General features: G+C 56.8%; 16 protein-coding genes and 2 pseudogenes. 8 read left to right on the top strand and 10 right to left on the bottom strand.

The features are described 5' to 3' along the window. Positions 1-181: 181 nt before the first annotated feature. The 9 genes and pseudogenes from ACNJYB_RS07015 to bioB form a co-directional block, all read right to left on the bottom strand. Positions 182-1,111, bottom strand: coding sequence for a DUF4435 domain-containing protein (locus ACNJYB_RS07015; protein WP_439373289.1), 930 nt, complete (start codon positions 1,109-1,111; stop codon positions 182-184). After that, on the bottom strand, positions 1,108-2,616 hold the full coding sequence (locus tag ACNJYB_RS07010; protein WP_439373288.1) for an AAA family ATPase: 1,509 nt from the start codon (positions 2,614-2,616) through the stop codon (positions 1,108-1,110). Before ACNJYB_RS07010 ends, ACNJYB_RS07015 begins: the two co-directional genes overlap by 4 nt. 360 nt (positions 2,617-2,976) lie before the next feature. Beyond that, entirely contained in the window at positions 2,977-3,282 is a 306-nt protein-coding gene (locus ACNJYB_RS07005; RefSeq protein ID WP_439373287.1) for a hypothetical protein, read from the bottom strand. A gap of 63 nt (positions 3,283-3,345) precedes the next feature. Further along, complete coding sequence (locus ACNJYB_RS07000; protein WP_439373286.1) at positions 3,346-5,421, bottom strand: methyl-accepting chemotaxis protein; 2,076 nt, start codon at positions 5,419-5,421, stop codon at positions 3,346-3,348. A 571-nt stretch (positions 5,422-5,992) separates the two neighbouring features. Beyond that, positions 5,993-7,276, bottom strand: coding sequence for an adenosylmethionine--8-amino-7-oxononanoate transaminase (locus ACNJYB_RS06995; protein ID WP_439373285.1), 1,284 nt, complete (start codon positions 7,274-7,276; stop codon positions 5,993-5,995). Continuing rightward, positions 7,263-7,907, bottom strand: a complete 645-nt coding sequence (gene bioD / locus ACNJYB_RS06990) for a dethiobiotin synthase (protein WP_439373284.1) — start codon at positions 7,905-7,907, stop codon at positions 7,263-7,265. The genes ACNJYB_RS06995 and bioD overlap by 14 nt, the downstream gene beginning before the upstream one ends. Next, positions 7,904-9,058 (bottom strand): 8-amino-7-oxononanoate synthase, encoded by a 1,155-nt coding sequence (locus tag ACNJYB_RS06985; protein ID WP_439373283.1) that lies wholly within the window; start codon positions 9,056-9,058, stop codon positions 7,904-7,906. The genes bioD and ACNJYB_RS06985 overlap by 4 nt, the downstream gene beginning before the upstream one ends. A 79-nt stretch (positions 9,059-9,137) precedes the next feature. Next, entirely contained in the window at positions 9,138-9,491 is a 354-nt protein-coding gene (gene panD, locus ACNJYB_RS06980; protein WP_439373282.1) for an aspartate 1-decarboxylase, read from the bottom strand. Positions 9,492-9,542: 51 nt separating this feature from the next. Next, positions 9,543-10,531, bottom strand: a pseudogene (gene bioB, locus ACNJYB_RS06975) (biotin synthase BioB). A gap of 114 nt (positions 10,532-10,645) precedes the next feature. Between bioB and ACNJYB_RS06970 the strand changes: the two are divergent. The 4 genes and pseudogenes from ACNJYB_RS06970 to ACNJYB_RS06955 form a co-directional block, all read left to right on the top strand. Beyond that, a pseudogene (locus ACNJYB_RS06970) lies at positions 10,646-11,275 on the top strand (GntR family transcriptional regulator); the annotation flags it as partial. Positions 11,276-11,395: 120 nt separating this feature from the next. Further along, positions 11,396-11,767, top strand: coding sequence for a Dabb family protein (locus ACNJYB_RS06965; protein ID WP_439375485.1), 372 nt, complete (start codon positions 11,396-11,398; stop codon positions 11,765-11,767). Between the two features lie 107 nt (positions 11,768-11,874). After that, the gene (gene pabB / locus ACNJYB_RS06960; protein ID WP_439373281.1) at positions 11,875-13,269 is read left to right on the top strand and encodes an aminodeoxychorismate synthase component I; all 1,395 of its coding nucleotides are present in this window, start codon (positions 11,875-11,877) and stop codon (positions 13,267-13,269) included. Beyond that, on the top strand, positions 13,266-13,850 hold the full coding sequence (locus ACNJYB_RS06955; protein WP_439373280.1) for an anthranilate synthase component II: 585 nt from the start codon (positions 13,266-13,268) through the stop codon (positions 13,848-13,850). The genes pabB and ACNJYB_RS06955 overlap by 4 nt, the downstream gene beginning before the upstream one ends. Positions 13,851-14,322: 472 nt before the next feature. On the opposite strand, the gene ACNJYB_RS06950 is transcribed toward ACNJYB_RS06955, so the two are convergent. Beyond that, positions 14,323-15,536 (bottom strand): IS3 family transposase gene (locus ACNJYB_RS06950; RefSeq protein ID WP_439375484.1). Its coding sequence is split into 2 segments (ribosomal slippage): positions 14,323-15,260 and positions 15,260-15,536, totalling 1,215 coding nucleotides; the frame shifts between segments, so codons are not numbered across the junction. Position 15,537: 1 nt separating this feature from the next. On the opposite strand from ACNJYB_RS06950, the gene ACNJYB_RS06945 reads away from it, so the two are divergent. The 4 genes from ACNJYB_RS06945 to ACNJYB_RS06930 are packed head-to-tail and all read left to right on the top strand — an operon-like array spanning position 15,538 to position 18,155. Further along, the gene (locus tag ACNJYB_RS06945; protein WP_439373279.1) at positions 15,538-16,035 is read left to right on the top strand and encodes a SidA/IucD/PvdA family monooxygenase; all 498 of its coding nucleotides are present in this window, start codon (positions 15,538-15,540) and stop codon (positions 16,033-16,035) included. Further along, on the top strand, positions 16,032-16,925 hold the full coding sequence (locus tag ACNJYB_RS06940; protein ID WP_439373278.1) for a SidA/IucD/PvdA family monooxygenase: 894 nt from the start codon (positions 16,032-16,034) through the stop codon (positions 16,923-16,925). Before ACNJYB_RS06945 ends, ACNJYB_RS06940 begins: the two co-directional genes overlap by 4 nt. Positions 16,926-16,945: 20 nt before the next feature. Then, complete coding sequence (locus tag ACNJYB_RS06935; RefSeq protein WP_439373277.1) at positions 16,946-17,854, top strand: MFS transporter; 909 nt, start codon at positions 16,946-16,948, stop codon at positions 17,852-17,854. Next, positions 17,829-18,155 (top strand): hypothetical protein, encoded by a 327-nt coding sequence (locus ACNJYB_RS06930; protein WP_439373276.1) that lies wholly within the window; start codon positions 17,829-17,831, stop codon positions 18,153-18,155. The genes ACNJYB_RS06935 and ACNJYB_RS06930 overlap by 26 nt, the downstream gene beginning before the upstream one ends. Positions 18,156-18,171: the final 16 nt, after the last annotated feature.

Below are 18,171 nucleotides of genomic sequence, written 5' to 3'. Positions count from 1 at the left end.
CGGAGATCGGTGGCTCTCAACATGCGAACCGGTTGCGTGGAGGCGCATCTGGCTTTCAAGAGAGGAGTTCCCTTCCTCGCCGCGGGCAAGATTTACCAAGGTGTTACTCGAGCGATCTATCATTTGCCTACGGAGGCCAAGAAGGGAAAACTCTGCCGACGCATTGTTGTGGCTGATACTTCTACTGAACTGAAGCAATGAACTCCCTCAACCCCGCCGGATAGTCAGATTTGGATGCCAGCATTCCCAGCGTAATTCCTTGTATGGGCACCACGCGCGGCTGTCCAAGACGATTGAAGCATTTGGAGTTTTGCTCTTTGCGATCCGCACAGAGCAATTCCAACCACTTCATGAAGAATAGATTGCTAAATTTTCCCCGATATCTCTCGATGGGAAGCAGCTTCTCAAATTCAGCCGAAAGACGTTCCACTTGTTTTTGAGCTGGTTCTTCTGCCAATACGATAAGCTCTTCTGGTTTGGATTTAGCCGCAGAAACACCGGCAAGCTCGACAACAGCGATATGGTTTATTCTATCCGGCAGGCTCTTCAAGAGCTGAAGTTTGAGTTGTCGCGCTACGAATAGTCTTCGATTGATCTCCTTGGTCACGGAAATGAATTCGTTCAACCGCTCCGCAAATCGCTCGACGATTTCCTTCCGCAATTCGGGCTCGCCATGACAGTGGAACTCATCTTTCAGGAGCTCCTCAAATACTTTCTCACTTACCAAATAGTTCTCAACCGAATATCGGTCCGTCATAAAAGTAGCGGGGCTGTCGTCAAATCCTGCGAGATCGTCATAGTCTCGATCAACAAAGAAATACACGCGATTCGACAGGCCGCCTAGGTCGCGAGCCAGCATTTCGCGAAACTCAAAAACCTGCTTTTTCCCACCGCAAACGAAGGGCTCGTAGCACAGGTCTGGCCTCAACTGCTTAGCCCACTGGTAGTAGACCGGCTTGTCGTTGTCCCCTTCGAATGCAAACACGATACAATCCGGCAACCGGTCACGAAGTAGCACGAGCTTCGTTTTGAGCACCGCTGGACTTTTGCGGGCTGCTTTGAGCTTCTCGATGTTGGGGGCCTGAACCTCTCCACCTGATGCGCCGATCATGCATCGTCCTCGGCTTCATCGGGAATGGCACCCTCACTAGGATCAATCGATGAGACTAGCGAGCGCGCAAAGGGCTCCAAGGAATTATCAAAAATAAACGGGGAGTGAGTAATTGCCACGATCTGACTACAGAGGGGTATGTTGATCACGTCAACCAAGATTTGACGCTGCCATTCAAGCGACAATGACAGCTCCGGCTCATCGATCAAGACGATCTTGTTGTTTGGATACAGGAAAAGCTTCGCAAAAAGCGAGATCATTTGCTTTTCGCCAGACGAGAGTGCATCGAGCGGAATCGTTCGTCCAGCGCTGAGGCTTTCAACGGACACTTGCAGATCTCGTCGATCGAGCCGCAATGCTTTTTCATCAATGGCCAATAGCGGGGTGTTAGCGTCCCGCGGCAAAGAAGTGCTAGGATCAATCGACGAGAGGTATCTGTTACAACTTGCAATGAAGTCCCGCACCAACGCCTCAATGTCGCGGGTCGCCCTGATCACCGTGCTAAGCTTTGCGAGAAAATATCGCAGGAACTTGCTGCGTTCGTCAGAAATGTCCTGCCCAGTATAGATCTTGTCGATATTGGGAATGGAGCTGGGGTCTATATACGGGCCATATCTACGTCTCCCTCCTTCACGTAGGCGCGAAAAGAAGAGTTCCAGTTCGTCCTTGTCCGGAATGTCTTCAGGCATTGCGGCAACTTGATCGAAGCTGCCATCGATAAGCTCATTGATGATGCTTGCGCTGATCTCCCGATAGCCAAGGTTTGAGTCGAAGACAATACGTTGATTTAGATCAGACAGACGCTCCAAAATGTCCGACAGCCCGAACTGAATGTCAGCAGGAAACAGGCTAGTTTTGACGCCTGGAAAAAACGGTTTCTGTCTTCTTCCAAGGCGGTCATGTGCGGGAGGGCTGAATGAAAGCTCAATGCGACGGTACGTTGGCAGGTAAACTATCTCAGTGTCGCTGAGCGCGGCTCTTATTTGGGTATGTGCTGCCTCAATGGTAGGCGCATTGGAGAGCAGGTCTGCTCTCAACCGCTGGCAAAAACTTTGTGCCTCAGCGCGCGTACCGAACTTCTGAATAATTCGCTGCCCGATGTCGTCTTCGTAATTCAGCTTCCGCTCGTCGGCGTAGTACTCCTCGATAAAGGCGAATAGGATTGCCGGCTCTAGTTCAAGCCGACGAGCACCTAATTCGATCTCCTCATTCCTGAAGTATCCAATCAGGTCATCGCGTGAGAGAATGATTTCTTGATCTATTGCGCGCAATTTGCAACGGATGCGCAGAAACTTTGTATCGCGCAATCGAGAGAATTGCCCCCGCAGAAATGCGTCTAAGGCAGCGAGGATGGTTGTTTTTCCTGAACCATTCTTCGCAATTAGAATTGTCGCTGAGTACTCGGACGCGATCGAAATTGTCCGGTATCCGTAGAGCCCCTCGATACTAAAACTTTCGACAATAGACGGCCTTGCGCCACGAGGCGACGGTACTTGTTCAGCCATAGTGCTCCGATCCAAGAAAAATGTGCGTTGATCTGACAAAACGACGAAGTCACTTCAAGTGATAACTCTGATCATCTCGCGCTGGAATTGAGTTACGGAAGCTGATGTTGCTCTAGGACTTTCTTACGTTAGGGGATGGAAACGGATAAGGCGGCCGATTGGCTCCTTGAGTCCCAAGCGACCAGTCAGCGATTTGCTGTGGAAGGCAATTAGGCGGGGACGTTGAGAACCAACTGGTCGTGGGGCAAGAGCGGCCTGCAACTGGTGCCTCACGTCGAGTTCAAGACCGACAAAGCCAATCATACGAGCAAGGTTTATGATGAGTCCGGGGCGCGCCAGGAACGCTTCGGGGCTCCTACGTTACGCGCTCTGCCGCTCGTCAGAATTGAACCGAGTCGGTCCGTATTCCGCAATAATCCACTTGCTCGTCGTGACGGTGCCACCCATTTCGTTCTCTGTCGCCAAGCGGGCTGCTTCGAGCCTGGCCTCGGCAACAGCCAAACTGTCGAATGTGCCGACCAACGTCGTGTTTGGAAGACGATAGCGCATGTTGTTCGAGCCAAGGATCCACAGTTTCCAGCCCTGCGCCGCTGCTTGTTTCAAAAAGGTGGGGTGAGGATCGGGCTTGGTCTCCTTCAAATCATACGACGCAAGATAGGCAGGCATTCTGAGACCCCAAATGAGAGCAGATAATCACACCGTCAAATAGTTCTGCAGTATTTCAGATCATCACGACCTGACCCCGGCGAGAAAGCCATCGACTTCCAGTTTGAGGCGATGGCTGCTTTGGGCCAGCGCATTCGCCGATGTCAGCACCTGCGAGGATGACGCGCCTGTGCTTGAGGCGCTCAATGCAACCTGCCGGATGTTGCTGGCGACTTGCGTCGACATTTGTGCCGCATGTTGGATATTCTGCGCGATATCTTTGGTTGCCGTACCCTGCGCTTCGATCGCAGCTGCAATCGTCGATGCGATTTGCGAGATCCTGCCGATGCTGTTGCCGATCTCGGCGATAGCGCTGACCGACTCCTCGGTGGCCGCCTGGATACCTCCGATTTGCTCTGCAATTTGGGAGGTCGCCTTCGCCGTCTCTGTTGCCAGCGACTTTACCTCGTGCGCCACAACGGCAAAGCCGCGGCCGGCCCTACCCGCGCGTGCAGCCTCGATAGTCGCGTTGAGAGCCAAAAGGTTTGTTTGCCTCGCAATTGCGGCGATCAGCTCAACCACGCCACCAATCTTTAGGGCCGCTGCCGACAGGTGCTTTATCCTTCGGTTGGTTTCTTCGGCCTGACGCACGGCGCCTCTGGCGATTACTGCAGATTGCTCGACCTGGCGTTCAACCTCCGTAGCGGACGCCATCATCTCCGCGGTACGTGCAGCGACAACCTGAACGTTGCCCGAAGCTTCCTCCGAGGCGAAGGCGACTTTGTCGGAGACTTCCTGTGTATTGTGGGCCGTGTCCGTCAAGCTGCGGGCAGAAGCCTCCAGTTCGGTCGAGGCAGATGACAGTGTGTCGATGACGCCGCTGACCGCATCTTCAAAGATCCTGGCAAGCTTCTCCAGTTCCTCCTTACGTCGCATTCCCGCCAAGCGATCCTGTTCTAGATTCGCTGCAAATTCGGCCTGCGCCTTTTCTTTTGACTTAAGCTTGAACGATTCCATGGCCTGCGCCATCTCGCCTATCTCGTCCGAACGACCAAGTCCGGGTAGGGTCACCTCGAATTGCCCAGCCGCCAGTTGGCGCATCGCTTTGGTCATGTGTGTGATCAGCCGGGCCATGCCCTGCCCGACAAAGACGGCAACAAAACCGATTACGAGCGTGGCAAGTCCAATTCCCCAGCCCAGCATCTGGCGGATGCGCGAAGCACGCTCTTCCGCAGCGGTAGCGCTGGCATCAGCTGTCGCGATCGCCTTCAACAGGAGAGGACGATTCCGGCCGTAGATCTGCCCGAGATCATCAACCTGATCGTCCAATGCTTGTTGAGCAACCAGGAAGGCCACGAAGCTCGAGCGGTAGGAATCAATTAGCCGCTTCAGTTCCGTCTTAGCAACTGACCCCAACTCGGAGGAAGCAAGGGTGGTGTCGAACTCGGCGACGCGCTTATCCAGTTCATCGCCATACTTCTCCTCGCGCCGCAGCATGAAATCCTTTTCGTGCCGTCGCATCATCAGCATCAATACGGTTAGCTGCGGCTGATTGATCTGCGTCAGCCGGGATTCGGCCTGATGCACGGCGTCGCGCAGCTTGCCCTGGAGGCCATCATTCTCGGCGAAGCCGAGGACGCGCTGCGCTGAAACGATATTGTTAAAACGCGTTGCATAAAGGCCAATTCCGGCGCGCAGGAACGATACGTCTTTCAGAGGATCGCCGTCTGGCAAGGAGGCAACACACTCCTCGATCTGATCGAGGTCGGCGAGCTCCTTCCTGATGCCTCGGGCGTGCCGCGCGATCAATGCTTCGTCGTGCTTGCGCAGAAACTCCAGCGCAAGCTGCTGCGATTCAAGAAACGCTTCTGACAAGGCGGCCAAGTGAGCGCGAAGATGGATGCTCCGGTTTGCCTCGTGCTGCACCTGTGCAACATAATTTAGCCCCACGATGCAAGTTGCCCCTGTGACGAGCACGCCCACTATTCCAAGCATGGCAATCTTGGTTCGCAGGCTTGGCCGAAATCGACGAAGAATTGGCAATACGAGCCGTATTGCAGTCATTGAGGCGAGCATCAAATTGCCAGTCAATCCGTGATCATTTTCGGCGCGTTGCTGATCAGCACGCTCAAGACGTAAGCTCGGGGAGACGCTGATCATCGCAACCTCTAGTTTGGGTTTGTTACACAGAGTTGACGGTGAGACCGGGATTCATGGGACACGCGTGACAAGGGCGGGCAGGCAGTCTGCTTTGCGTTCTTTGTCCCTCGCGGCTTACTCTGCGCGGTCGGCCGGCCTAGTGGCCGATCGTCGACAGCCCCAAGACCGGTTACGACGTCGGCATATCACGCTCTCTTGCTGCGAACTCGCGCCGAAGGCGGCAGCTCGCGCATAAATTGCGCGATCTTTGGTGCGGTCGCGCAGGATTCGTGCCGACAACACTGACAGCACTGTCCCCGCACCTGGGACGTTGCATCTTGCCGGGCTCGCTTGGATACGCAACAGAAGTGCAGATAGGCGCTCACCACCAATCACGAAACCAAGGCTTAAAAAATTTTTGTAACCGTGAGGATTGTTTATCGTCGCTAAAGATCTACGGTATCGGATCCCGGTTCGTGGCAATCGCAGCACTGCCTCAGATCTTTGCTGAAGCCCACTGCGGGCGGAGGTTCGGGTGAGTGCGATCGTCGAACGGTTGCCCGGATAGTTAAGACGCTCTTGCTTTCGGTTTCTATGCCCGCAGAGCGCTCCTTCCAGCTAGCGCATCGGCGGCATCCCAGATGCCAGCATAGATTTCATCAAGGTCTGCCGCTGTCACACAGTACGGCGGCATCACGTAGATCGAGTTGCCGAGCGGCCGCAGTAGCAGGTTTCGATTGTTAAAAAAGGCCTGAAGCTTCGGACCTATATCCGCCAGATAACCCGAATCGCTCGTCTTCAGATCGAGTGCTGTAATCGTGCCGGTTCGGCGAACATTTCCGAAGCGTGCGTCGCCCCGGAATGGCTCAAGTGCCTGTTCTTGCATCACGGCGATCGCTGCCACGCGTTGGCGAGTATCGGGAACTTGCCAGAGCTCCAGATTAGCTCTTGCGGCCGCGCAGGCCACGGGATTTGCGGTATATGAGCTCGAATGAAAGAAAGTACGCGTTCGATCTTTCGAGTAGTGAGCATCGAAAATATCCGCACGACAGAGTGTTACCGCCAGGGGAAGCGCTCCTCCCGTAATTCCCTTGGAATAACAGACGATATCTGGTGTGATATTGGCCTGCTCGCAGGCGAAGAGTGTTCCCGTGCGACCCCATCCGGTCATGACCTCATCTGCAATGAACAGGACGTCTGAAGCCTCGCAGATCCGCTTCATTTCCCTGAGCACCCAGGCTGGATACATCAGCATTCCGCCTGCCCCTAGTATCAGAGGCTCCACAATAAAGGCTGCTGGAATTTCGTTTCGACATGCGGACTCAAGGGCGTCCAGCGTATCCTGCTCACGACTTGGTGCGGGAAATGGGACTGAGGTGACGTCGAACAGCAAGGGTCCGTACGCCTCGTTGAAGACACTGCGGGCTCCGACAGACATCCCACCTATCGTGTCGCCATGATAGGAATGCTGCATCACGACGATGCGTACTCGTTGCTTGCCTACATTATGCCAATAGCCAAGCGCCATTTTTAGCGCGACTTCGACGCTTGCTGAGCCGCTGTCCGAGAAAAAGACATGCTCGAGCCGGCGTGGGGCGAGCCTCAGCAGCTGGGCGGCAACTTCCTCCGCGGGATCGTGGGTATGCCCGGCAAAGATGATCTGGTTGAGCTTACCTGCCTGTTCCTGAATCGCGCGCACAATATGTGGATGGCAATGACCATGCGTCACCACCCACCAGGATGAGATTGCATCGATGATACGGCGACCATCCGCGGTGTGGAGATAAGCACCATTACCCCGAACAACCCTCGTCATCTCGTCTTGAAGACCGTGTTGGGTGAACGGATGCCAGATGGGGGACTTATTCTTTAGCATACAACTTGAAGCTATCTGCACGGAATGAAGCTTTGAATGCGGCCTTCAGCGTGTCCGTGGTGAGGGGAGAAAGCCATGGCAATCGCCCCAGCCAACGCACCCGGCCCATCTCGCGAATAACAGTCTGAGTCTCGGCATTTCGCTCGCCAATGAAGGCCATTCCGAGAATGGGGATCTCACGCTTTCGGAGAGCCTCTATCGAGAGCAGTGTGTGGTTGATGGTGCCGAGCCGTGTGCTCGCGCAAAGCACCACTGGAAGCCGCCAGCGCTCGAACACGTCAATAAAAAGTGTGTCGCCGCTCAGCGGCACCATCAGCCCGCCCGCGCCTTCTATAACCAATGGCTGCGTCCCGGTATCCGGCACGTCGAGCGACTCTGCCTCGACCCGAACTCCGTCAACTTCAGCAGCATAATGGGGCGAGGCGGGCGTTCGAAGACGGTAGCACTCCGGCAAGATGCGGTCGGCTGAGAGGCCGCCCAAACGTGTGACGGTCTCAGTATCGGTCTCTCCATCGAGGCCAGCCTGGATCGGCTTCCAATAATTCGCGCCCAGGAGGTTCGCGAGCCCAGCAGAAAACACCGTTTTTCCGATTCCGGTATCTGTGCCCGTCACCACGATTCTTGGACTCATTGAAGTTTACCTTCCGTCTCCTCGACCAGCGCATCGAGCATTGCGCGTACGTCATTTTCGGCGACATTGAGCGTCAGCGAAACTCGCAAGCGGGCCGTGCCCGCCGGCACGGTTGGCGGGCGAATTCCACGGATGTCGAATCCGCGCCCCTGCAGCGCAGAGGCGAGCCGCATCGCACGCGCGTTATCGCCCACGATGTATGGCACGATCTGCGAGTCCGAAGGACTTTTCCAACCGCGCTGCTCCATCTGCCGATGTGTGAACGCGACCAGCTCGATGAGGCGCTGCTGACGCTCCGGTTCCTGCTGCAGGATCAGAATCGCCTCTCGAACGGCGACGGCGATCAACGGCGAGGGGGCGGTGGCGAAGATAAATGGCCGGCATCGATTGACCATGAAGTCTCGCAAGATGCCGGACGCCGTGACAAGCGCCCCCGCTGCGCCCAGCGCCTTGCCGCAGGTATGAACGACCAGGAGATTTTCTCGTCCCTCGTAAGGGGCGGTGAGCCCCCGTCCCTTCTCACCGTAAACGCCCGTGGCATGGGCCTCATCCACCATCAGGAACGCATCATGCCGATCGGCGAGCGCAACCAGCTCTTTGAGCGGCGCCAAATCGCCGTCCATGCTGTAGAGACTTTCGGCCACGATCCAGATGCGGCCAACTCCGCCCTTTGCCCGCCAGTCTCGAAGCGTGCTTTCAACCGATTCTGGGTCGTTATGGGCACTTATCCGAAAGTCAGCGCGGCCAGCTCGTGCGCCTTCATGGATGCTCGCGTGCACCAGAGAATCGAGAACGAGCAGATCGCCTTTCTGCGGCACCGTCGTCAGGACGGCAAAGTTTGCGACATAACCGCTGCCAAAGAAGAGCGCTGTATCGGCGCCAAAGAACTTGGCAGCTTCAGCTTCCAGACTTTCGTGTTCCTCGCAGTTGCCGCGCAGGAGCCGCGAACCGCCGGCCCCGATCGGTGTGCCGGCCTCGATTGCTGCCAAGACAGCCTTCTTCATGCGCGGCGCGCTCGCGAGCGCCAAATAGTCGTTCGACGTGAAATCGATTCCTGCACGCGGAGTGAGGCTACGCAACCGGTGGGCTTCTTTCAGGACGTTCAACGCCGAGGTATATCGGGCAGCCTTTCCCGCGTGGATTGACTTCATTGTGCACTCTGAGGTCGTTGAAATTGCGCAAAATTCTGGCCGACGCGCAGAAAATCGGCTTCAGTTGGCCGATAGGCGATCAAACCGGCAATATTCGATTTTCTCGATCGACGAGCACAATACGGGGTCTGAACGTTTTGGCTTCCGCCTCGTCCAGTAAGACGTATGCAAGGACGCTAATTTTGTCTCCGGGTAACGCCAGTCGCGCAGCCGCACCGTTCAAGTCTATGGTACCTGAGCCGCGCGGCGCTTCGGTGACAAACGTGGCGAACCGCGCGCCAGTTTCGACGTTGTGAATTTCGACGCGCTCATTCACCAGGAACCCTGCCGCGTCCATCAACGCCCGATCAATTGAGATTGAGCCTTCATAGTGCAAATCGGCTTCGGTCACCGATGCGCAATGAATTTTGCCTTTCAACAAGGTAATCTGCATTTCTCACCTAATCCTGGAGGTCTACACACAGCTCGCTCGCTGCCCGTTTGGTCAGGCAAGGGCGGATGTGATACCTAGCTTGGTCAGCAACCTAGCGTCGCGGTCGGCTTTCGGATTTTTAGTCGTCAACAGCACGTCACCGATGAAAATTGAATTTGCACCGGCCAAAAAGCACAGCGCGTGCAATTCGTCGGTCATGTCTTGCCGTCCGGCGGACAGCCGAATCACCGACTTCGGCATCATAATCCGGGCGGTTGCGACCAGACGCACCAGCGCGATCGGACCGGGAGCCTCCGCCGTGTCAATGACAGGAACCCCCTTGACCTCGCTCCAAAGATTGATCGGCATGCTTTCTGGAGGCTCTCGGAGGTTGGCGAGCAGGAGCAGCATGTCGAGGCGGTCCTCAACACGCTCGCCCATACCGATAATGCCGCCACAGCAGATCTTGATGCCCGCTTCGCGCACGTGCTCAAGCGTATCAATGCGATCCTGCAAGGTCCGGGTGGAGATGATCCTGCCGTAGAACTCAGGCGAAGTGTCGATGTTGTGATGTCGAGCCCCGCCTCCGAAAGCAGTGCTGCCTGCTTCGGCGTCAGCATGCCGAGCGTGACGCAGGTCTCCATGCCAAGCTCTTTGACGGCGCCGACCATCTCGCAGACCCGATCAAGATCGCGGTCTTTCGGACTGCGCCAGGCCGCGGCCATGCAGAAGCGGGTCGCGCCTGCCTCTTTGGCACGTTGCGCGGTGGCGACGACGTCGGCGCAATCCATCAGGCGGGTTGCTTTCACCCCCGTCTCGTAGTGAGCGCTCTGCGCGCAGTAGCCGCAGTCTTCCGGGCAACCACCCGTCTTGATGCTGAGCAGGCTAGCTGTTTCGACGTGGTTTGGATCGAAGTTGTCGCGGTGAACGCTTTGCGCTCGAAACATCAGCTCAGAGAGAGGCAGACCATAGAGAGCTTCGACCTCGGCACGTTTCCATTTCCCGCCGACCTGCGCAAGCTCGCAACTTCCGTTCCGGTCAACCCCGTCACAAACGTCCATCAGCTTCGAATCCATAATCATAGATAATCGCGCGAATTATCTATCGTCAGCGACATTGGATCGATGCTATTCGATGTGTCATCGGGGCGCACTCATTTTTCCAGTAGATAATCTATGATGAGCGAGAACAGAACGACTGCCGGACGCATCGCCGAGTCGATTGGGGAGCGCATTATCAATGGCGCGCTGCAGCCAGACTCCCCACTTCGGCAGGATCATGTCGCGCGAGAATTCAACTCGAGTCACGTCCCGGTGCGCGAGGCTTTTCGACAATTGGAGGCTCAACATCTTGTCGTGAGTGCGCCTCGCCGCGGCGTGCGGGTCGCTCCGCTCGACACGAATTCCGTGAAGGAGATCGCCGAGATGCGTGCAGCGCTCGAAGTAGTCGCGCTGCGCAATGCAGCTCCAAAGCTCTCATCGGTCCACCTGGCGCGCATCGAACTCGCCCTCATTGAAGGAGACAATGCCAAGACCATTGAGGATTTTGAGATGGCCAACCGGGCCTTTCATTACGCTCTGGTTGCGCCCTGTGCGATGCCGCGGCTGCTCGCCAGTCTTGACGAACTACAGCTTGCCAACTCTAGGCTAGTGTTCGCAATGGCGCGGACGGCCGGCTGGCGCCCACGGTCCAACCAAGATCACCGCCTGATCTTGCAGGCCCTGCGAGCGCGCAACCTTGATCAGGCCTGTAACCTGCTCGCGCGTCACATTCAAACCATTGAGCGCCTTGCCCTTCCGACCTCCTGGTTAAGAAACGCTTCTGCCGAGTTTAGTTGCGGCGTGGGAGGCACCACAGCGCGAACAATTGATCATCAACCAAATGCAGCAGAGTTGCGTTGCGCAGCGCACGATCCCAAGTTAGTTATGCGCCCCATCTCAACAGCACTGCTAGAGCCACACATGATCCGTCACATCGTTCTGTTCACCGCCAAGGATGAGGCGCACATCGATCGGATCATCGAAGGCCTATCGGTTCTCACGAGTATTCCGCATGCAAGCCGGCTGGAGGTTGCTCGCAACCGCAAGAGCGACCAGCTCGGCAACGACATTGACGTTATCGTTTATGGTGAGTTCGACAACGAGGCGGAACTGGCGGCCTACAAAGCGCATGATCTTTACCAGGAATCGATCAGGCGAGTACGGCCACTGCGCGAACTTCGGTTCGCGGCAGACTACAATGTATCGACGGATGTCCGGTTCCTCACTCGCCGCGCGGTCGATCCTGGTGGAGCCTAAGCTGACCGCCGGTCTCACGAGCTTGCCAATTCCGATCAAACCTTGCTCTTGTTTGGCGGGCCATAATCGGAAACGCGCGAACGCCACTCGCCGGTGACTGATAGCCAATGCATGTCCAAGAGTTGCAATGGATTGACCCCGTCACGGCGATGCGGCGCCTCGCTCGCCGCCCCCATCTCACATTTCTTGACAGCGCAGCAAGACACAAGTCCCTTGGGCGCTACTCATATCTGACCTGCGACCCTTTCGGCACTTACATAGTAGCGGACGGACTGGCGAGTTGGAACGGACAGGGTCTTGACGGCGACCCATGGGAAGCTCTTCGCACCCTGCTTGCTAACTATCCGCAAGAGCATCGCCCTGATCTGCCGCCATTTCAGGGAGGAGCGGCGGGATACTTTGGTTATGACCTGAATAGGACATTGGAGCGATTGCCAGTTCCGGCAGTCTCCGGACACCGCTTGCCTCAATCCATTCTGCATTTCTATGACGTGGTCGTCAGCTACGATCACGGTGAGAAGAGGTGCTGGATCGTTTCTACAGGCTGGCCGGAGCAGGATCCCGCCCGCCGCGCCGCGCGCGCACGCCATCAAGGCAACGAGTTCGCAACTCTCCTTGCCTCCTCAAACCTGGTCCAAAATGACGCCCCAGGCGCGTTCGGACCATGGCACTCGAACTTCAGCCGCGCTGGCTATATTGCAGCAGTACAGCGCGTGATCGACCTGATTCAGGCCGGAGACGTCTTTCAAGGCAATATTGCCCAGCGTTTTAGCGCGCGCTTACCGACCTCATTTGATCCTGTCGCCTTCTACTGCCAATTGCGCTCATTGAATCCCGCACCGTTTGCAGCGCTCCTGCGCTACGGCAATCTCACTATTGCATCAAGCTCCCCGGAGCGTTTCCTGAAGCTCGACGGACGAGGGGTCGAAACGCGTCCCATCAAGGGCACGAGTGCCCGCTCTACTAACTCCAAGGAAGATCAGCGTCACGCTCAACTCCTGGTCACATCCGACAAAGATCGTGCCGAGAACATCATGATCGTCGACCTCCTAAGGAATGATCTGTCACGTGTCTGCACTCCGCATTCAGTCGACGTTCCTGCGCTGTGCAATCTCGACTCTTACGCCTCGGTGCACCACCTCGTGTCAGCCGTTACGGGTGAACTTGAAGAGCGCCAAGACGCGGTTGCCCTTCTTCGCGCCTGCTTTCCAGGCGGCTCCATCACCGGCGCGCCGAAGGTGAGATCGATGGAAATTATTACTGAAATCGAGCGGGTGGCACGAGAGGTCTATTGCGGGGCGATCGGCTTCATCGCCTTCAACGGCCACATGGATACGAATATTGCAATTCGCACTGTCACGATCGATGACGGCTTGGCTGTGTTTCACGCAGGTGGCGGGATAACGGCGATGTCGGATCCAGCGGCCGAATACGAGGAGACAATCGTCAAGGCCCAGCGAATTTTTGACGCATTTCGCGCCAATTCTTCCGGTGACTTTTGATTGTCATCATCGATAACTACGATTCCTTCGTCTTCAACGTTGCCCGCTACTTCCGTAGGCTTGGTGAAACAACGGAAGTGGTCCGGAATGACGTGATCGGCGTCGGTGATATTGCTCGGCTCAAGCCGCGCGCCGTGGTCATCTCCCCCGGTCCCTGCTCCCCAACAGAGGCGGGAATATCCAATTCGATCGTTCGCGAACTTTCAGGTCGCGTTCCGATCTTAGGCATCTGCCTTGGACATCAGTGCATCGGTAGTGTTTTCGGCGGACGAGTGGCGCGTGCACGTCGCCCCATGCACGGTCGGTCCTCCTACATTAGGCATGACGGTGGCGGACTATTCGAAGGACTCCCGTCTCCTCTTTCCGTAGGACGCTACCATTCCCTTGTTGTTGAGATCGATCAGCCACACACCTCGCAGCTTATCGTAACGGCGCGTTCGGACGAGGGCGAGACCATGGCCCTTTCCCATCGCGACCACCCGACCTTCGGCGTCCAGTTCCACCCCGAATCGATACTGACCCAACAGGGAGATCCTCTGCTGAAAAATTTTTTGCGACTCGCAAAGAGCTTTCGAGCTTGAGGATGGGCTTTGAATCATAGCCTTCACCACAATCAGGCGACGCACCCCAGACATTTTTAGTCGTGTCGCATTCTCGACAACCTGTCTCCGCGAGCAGGCCGTAGGATAAGCTTTCAGATGTGACACTCGTTACATCGCTCAGGGCGCGGCCGGTCACCATCATAACCATGTCCTAGCAGCGCTTTATGCCGATCCAATTCTTTTCGTCGTCGATGAGACTCGTCCGCGTCAGATGCGCGTCTGCGCGCCGTGCGGGCACCTTACTTGAAAGATCGCTACAATGATCCGATAAAACATCTTGTATCTCACGCGGTGTCAGGTTGTAGGCTTTCATACGCTACAACTGACAATCTTCCTCAAGCGGGACCTTACCAAGCGTGAGAGAGAACTTCGTGGATTGAAATGGACCCGCGGAGCGGGACCGCTTGAACCGGTTTGTTAGTTGGAAACTGACCGCTCCTGATCCTTTCTATCACGCTGCCAGAGACTCTGTCTGCTGCTGTTGCTGTGGGCATGTGGTCAACGCGTCAGCGTTGTCCACCATGTCCACAGCCTTCGCGGCCTGGATCCGTTCGCGCCAGACCGCCATCGGCGTGCGATAGCCGAGGGACTGATGAAGGCGACGATCATTGTAGAAGGCGATCCAGCTCGCGATCCCTGCCTTGGCCTCGCGGCCGTCGGCATAGCCCTTGAGATAGATGTCCTCATGCTTGAGAGACCGCCACAGCCGCTCGATGAAGACGTTGTCCATCCAACGACCGCGGCCATCCATGGAGATCTTGATCTTTGCGGCCGCCAGCGCGCCGGTGAAGGCCACGCTGGTGAACTGGCTGCCCTGGTCGGTGTTGAAAATCTCCGGCGTGCCGTACTTCGCCAGCGCCTCTTCCAGAGCCGCCACGCAGAACGAGACGTCCATCGTGTTCGACAACCGCCACGCCAAAACCGCACGGCTCGCCCAGTCGATGATGGCGACGAGATAAAGAAAGCCGCGGCCGATGGGCAGATACGTGATGTCGGCCGCCCACACCTGGTTTGGCCGGTCGATCGTCATGTTGCGCAGCAGATAGGGATAGATCTTGTGGCCCGGCGCCGGCTTTGTCGTGTTCGGCCTTGGTCCCAGCGCCGCGATGCCCATCTTGCGCATCAACCGCTGCACACGCTTGCGATTGACCTGAAGCCCCTCAGCCTTCAGCATCGCGGTCATTCGCCGCGAGCCCAGGAACGGCCAGGCGGTGAACAGCTCGTCGAGGCGCCGCATCAGGGCGAGGTCGTTGTCGTTGGCCGGCCGTGGCGGCCGGTAGACCCCAGAGCGGGCGATACCAAGCAACATGCATTGCCGGCGAATCGACAGCGCCATGTCGGCGCGATCGAGCATTCCTCGACGGTCCGGCGTGCTCATCTTCCGGACCTCCGCGCTAAAAAATCGCGCTCGACTGTCAGTTGTCCAATCTTGGCGTGCAGCTTCTCGATCTCTCGTTCGCGAGCGTCCTCGCTCTCCCGCCCGACACCCGCGTCAAAGGCCCGGGCCGCCTGGTCCAGCAGCTGCTTCTTCCAGGCATAGATCTGGTTCGGGTGAACCTCATAGCGCTGGGCCAGATCGGCCACCGTCGTCTGCTCCCGCACGGCTTCCAGCGCGATCTTTGCCTTCAGTGCCGCGTCGATCTTGCGTCTCGTCTTCGTTGTCATCATGCGCTCCGTCTATCAAACGGAGCAGCCCCTTCCAACTAAGCACGTGGTCCCACAATCGGGGTCCATTTCAGATACGCTGGATGTCATTGGTGTCGGGCTCGGTCCGTTCAATCTCAGCCTGGCCGCGCTGATTGAACCTACTCCCTTACGCGCACTATTCCTGGAGAAACGCGAAGCATTTTGCTGGCATCCGGGGTTGGCGCTTCCGAACAGCCGCCTACAGGTATCGCCATTCAGGGATTGCGTGACCTTGGTAAGCCCAACCAGTCCCTATTCTTTCCTGAATTACCTCGCACACCACGGGCGGCTCTACAGCTTCATCAACAAACGCGTCGCCTCGACCTCGCGGCGGGAGTTCACTGACTATTATCGCTGGGTCGCACGTCAACTCGGCACGGTCCGCTTCAACAAAGAAGTGGTTGACGTCGCCCCCTTCAGGGACGCTTATCGCGTTAGTACGAGCACAACTTCATACCTGGCTCGCGCGCCATCGTGATAGCAGTTGGCGTTGAGCCAAAGATCCCGCCGTGCGCTAAACCGTTCATTAGCGAAAGCGTCTACCATGCAGCCGCCTATCTTGAGCGGGGCTCACCTCGACCGAACGAGCATGTGCTCATTGTCGGAGGTGGTCAGAGTGGCGCCGAGATCGTCGAGCACATGCTCAATCGCGCCGATTCGCCCCGGATTACCTGGATTACTTCGCGCTCAAACCTGTTCGCGATTGACGATACCAGCTTCGTCAACGAGGCATATATGCCCGGTTATAGCCGGCGCTTTCATGCCCTGCCGCTTCAGCACCGCAGTGCCATCATCGAGCATGAAAAGCTGACAAGCGACGGTATTTCCGGCGAACTATGTAATCGCCTCTATGACATCTTGTATGAACGAGCCGTGGACGATGCGTTGTCTGAGAGTTTCCATTTACTCTCAAGTGTCGCCCTCAAGCACATCACGCCCCTCAACAAGCGCTGGCGAGTAAATCTGACCGGTCTCACGAAGCAGCAACATCACAGCATCGTCGTTGATCGTATAGTGCTCGCCACGGGCTTTCAGCCGCGCACTCCCCCCTTTCTGCAGTCGCTCCTAAGCAGCGCGCACATGGAGGACGGCCTGCCCGTGCTCGGCCCTGACTATGCGGTCAGCTTCACCAAGCAAATGCCAGGACCGGTCTATCTGCAGAATCAAAGCCGTTTGCAGCACGGATTACAGAGCACAAACCTGTCGCTGGTGGCGTACCGCAACAGCCTCATTATCAACAGCCTGCTCGGACAGCCGTTTTATCTCGATCACTCTGGGCAGTTCCTCGGCGGATACGAGAGTCCGGACGAGCAGAACGCCACGTCGGGCTCGATTACAGCGGCAGAAAACATGAGCGCGATCACATGAGCGCTGCACGGTCCCCAATCTTGCGTATCGTCGATGTGCCTCCTGGAGCTGCAGACCGCCTCGCATGCCAACTGCCCTACCGCGCTTTCGGACCATTTTTGTTCGCATCTAGCGTCATTGCTGCAGCCTATGGCACCAGCTTCAAATTGCCGGAATATATGGAAGTTCTCGGTTTGGAGCACGACGTCGCGGGCTTCATTATCTCCAGCGGCATGGTTACGACAATCGTGTGTTGCTGCCTGGCTGGTCGCCTGGCCCAGCGCATCGGGATCATGCCGACGATAGCTGCCGCCTCGATCGTGATGGCGCTGGCCATGGCAGCCTTTGCCGCTGCGGTCGCCGACACGCGAATAGCCTATGCAGGCGGCATGCTCGTCGGTGTGGGATGGTCAGTATTGTTCATCCTGTCCCCGCTACAGATCATCCGCTATCTACGTCCGACAGCGCGCATCCAACATCTGACGATCTTGTCTGGCGCACAGATGGCCGGTCTTGGCCTCGCGGCTCCGCTCGGCCACTTCCTGACAGACTACACAGACTCGATGGCAATCATGTACGCACTGTTTGGCGTGGCCTGCGTAATCGCGGCCATCTGCGTAGACGTGGCGCGACGTGCCATGCTGCGCATCCCTTCGGTCCCTATGCCTCACATCGAGATCACCTTGGTCACGACTGTCGCTCTGCTTCGACACGCGACGGCCGTACCGATTGCCATGATAGTTGTTGCGGCCTGCATTTTCTCGGGGCTATCGATATGCAGCATCACGTCAGCTCAATCCCGACCTTTTCTTCCTGGTATTCACCCTTACCAGCGTGGCGCTTCGCTTTTCTGTCGCCCATATGCTGGACCGAGTACCCGTACATCGGCTTGCGCTCACGCTCTTTATCGCGACCGGTGCCTCATTGGCGTTGTTCATTGTCAATACTGACAACACTCTGCTCTATATCCTGGCCGCTACAATCTTCGCCACAGGCTACGGGCTCAGCTATTCCACACTTAACGGAATGGCCGTCAACCTCGCTGGCGAGCGTGGGCTCTCCGTGCCCGTTACTTCACAGATCTTCAGCTTAGCCTATTTTCTCGGGTTGTTCGGCTTTCCGTCCTTTGGAGGTCAGTTGATCCGCGAATTTGGCCCCGATGCGATGTTGCTCACGCTATTGGGTGCGACCGCCTTCAACGCAGTGCTCGCAACCGCACTCCGTCCAAAGGCAAGAATTGGCTCTCTGTAACCTGAAAAAAGGAGCT

The sequence above is a fragment of the Bradyrhizobium sp. SMVTL-02 genome (assembly GCF_051853005.1).
GTDB lineage: Bacteria > Pseudomonadota > Alphaproteobacteria > Rhizobiales > Xanthobacteraceae > Bradyrhizobium.
Note: the sequence above shows the minus strand (reverse complement) of the source record. Positions and strands in the feature narration are given on the sequence as shown.

Excerpts from the sequence above, each read along its gene's own strand:
- panD (WP_439373282.1), bottom strand. The coding sequence starts at position 9,491 with ATGCAGATTACCTTGTTGAAAGGCAAAATTCATTGCGCATCGGTGACC.
- ACNJYB_RS07000 (WP_439373286.1), bottom strand. The coding sequence starts at position 5,421 with ATGATCAGCGTCTCCCCGAGCTTACGTCTTGAGCGTGCTGATCAGCAA.
- ACNJYB_RS06985 (WP_439373283.1), bottom strand. The coding sequence starts at position 9,058 with ATGAAGTCAATCCACGCGGGAAAGGCTGCCCGATATACCTCGGCGTTG.
- ACNJYB_RS07010 (WP_439373288.1), bottom strand. The coding sequence starts at position 2,616 with ATGGCTGAACAAGTACCGTCGCCTCGTGGCGCAAGGCCGTCTATTGTC.
- bioD (WP_439373284.1), bottom strand. The coding sequence starts at position 7,907 with ATGAGTCCAAGAATCGTGGTGACGGGCACAGATACCGGAATCGGAAAA.
- ACNJYB_RS06945 (WP_439373279.1), top strand. The coding sequence starts at position 15,538 with ATGCGCTCCGTCTATCAAACGGAGCAGCCCCTTCCAACTAAGCACGTG.
- pabB (WP_439373281.1), top strand. The coding sequence starts at position 11,875 with ATGCATGTCCAAGAGTTGCAATGGATTGACCCCGTCACGGCGATGCGG.
- ACNJYB_RS06965 (WP_439375485.1), top strand. The coding sequence starts at position 11,396 with ATGCGCCCCATCTCAACAGCACTGCTAGAGCCACACATGATCCGTCAC.
- ACNJYB_RS06995 (WP_439373285.1), bottom strand. The coding sequence starts at position 7,276 with ATGCTAAAGAATAAGTCCCCCATCTGGCATCCGTTCACCCAACACGGT.
- ACNJYB_RS07005 (WP_439373287.1), bottom strand. The coding sequence starts at position 3,282 with ATGCCTGCCTATCTTGCGTCGTATGATTTGAAGGAGACCAAGCCCGAT.
- ACNJYB_RS07015 (WP_439373289.1), bottom strand. The coding sequence starts at position 1,111 with ATGATCGGCGCATCAGGTGGAGAGGTTCAGGCCCCCAACATCGAGAAG.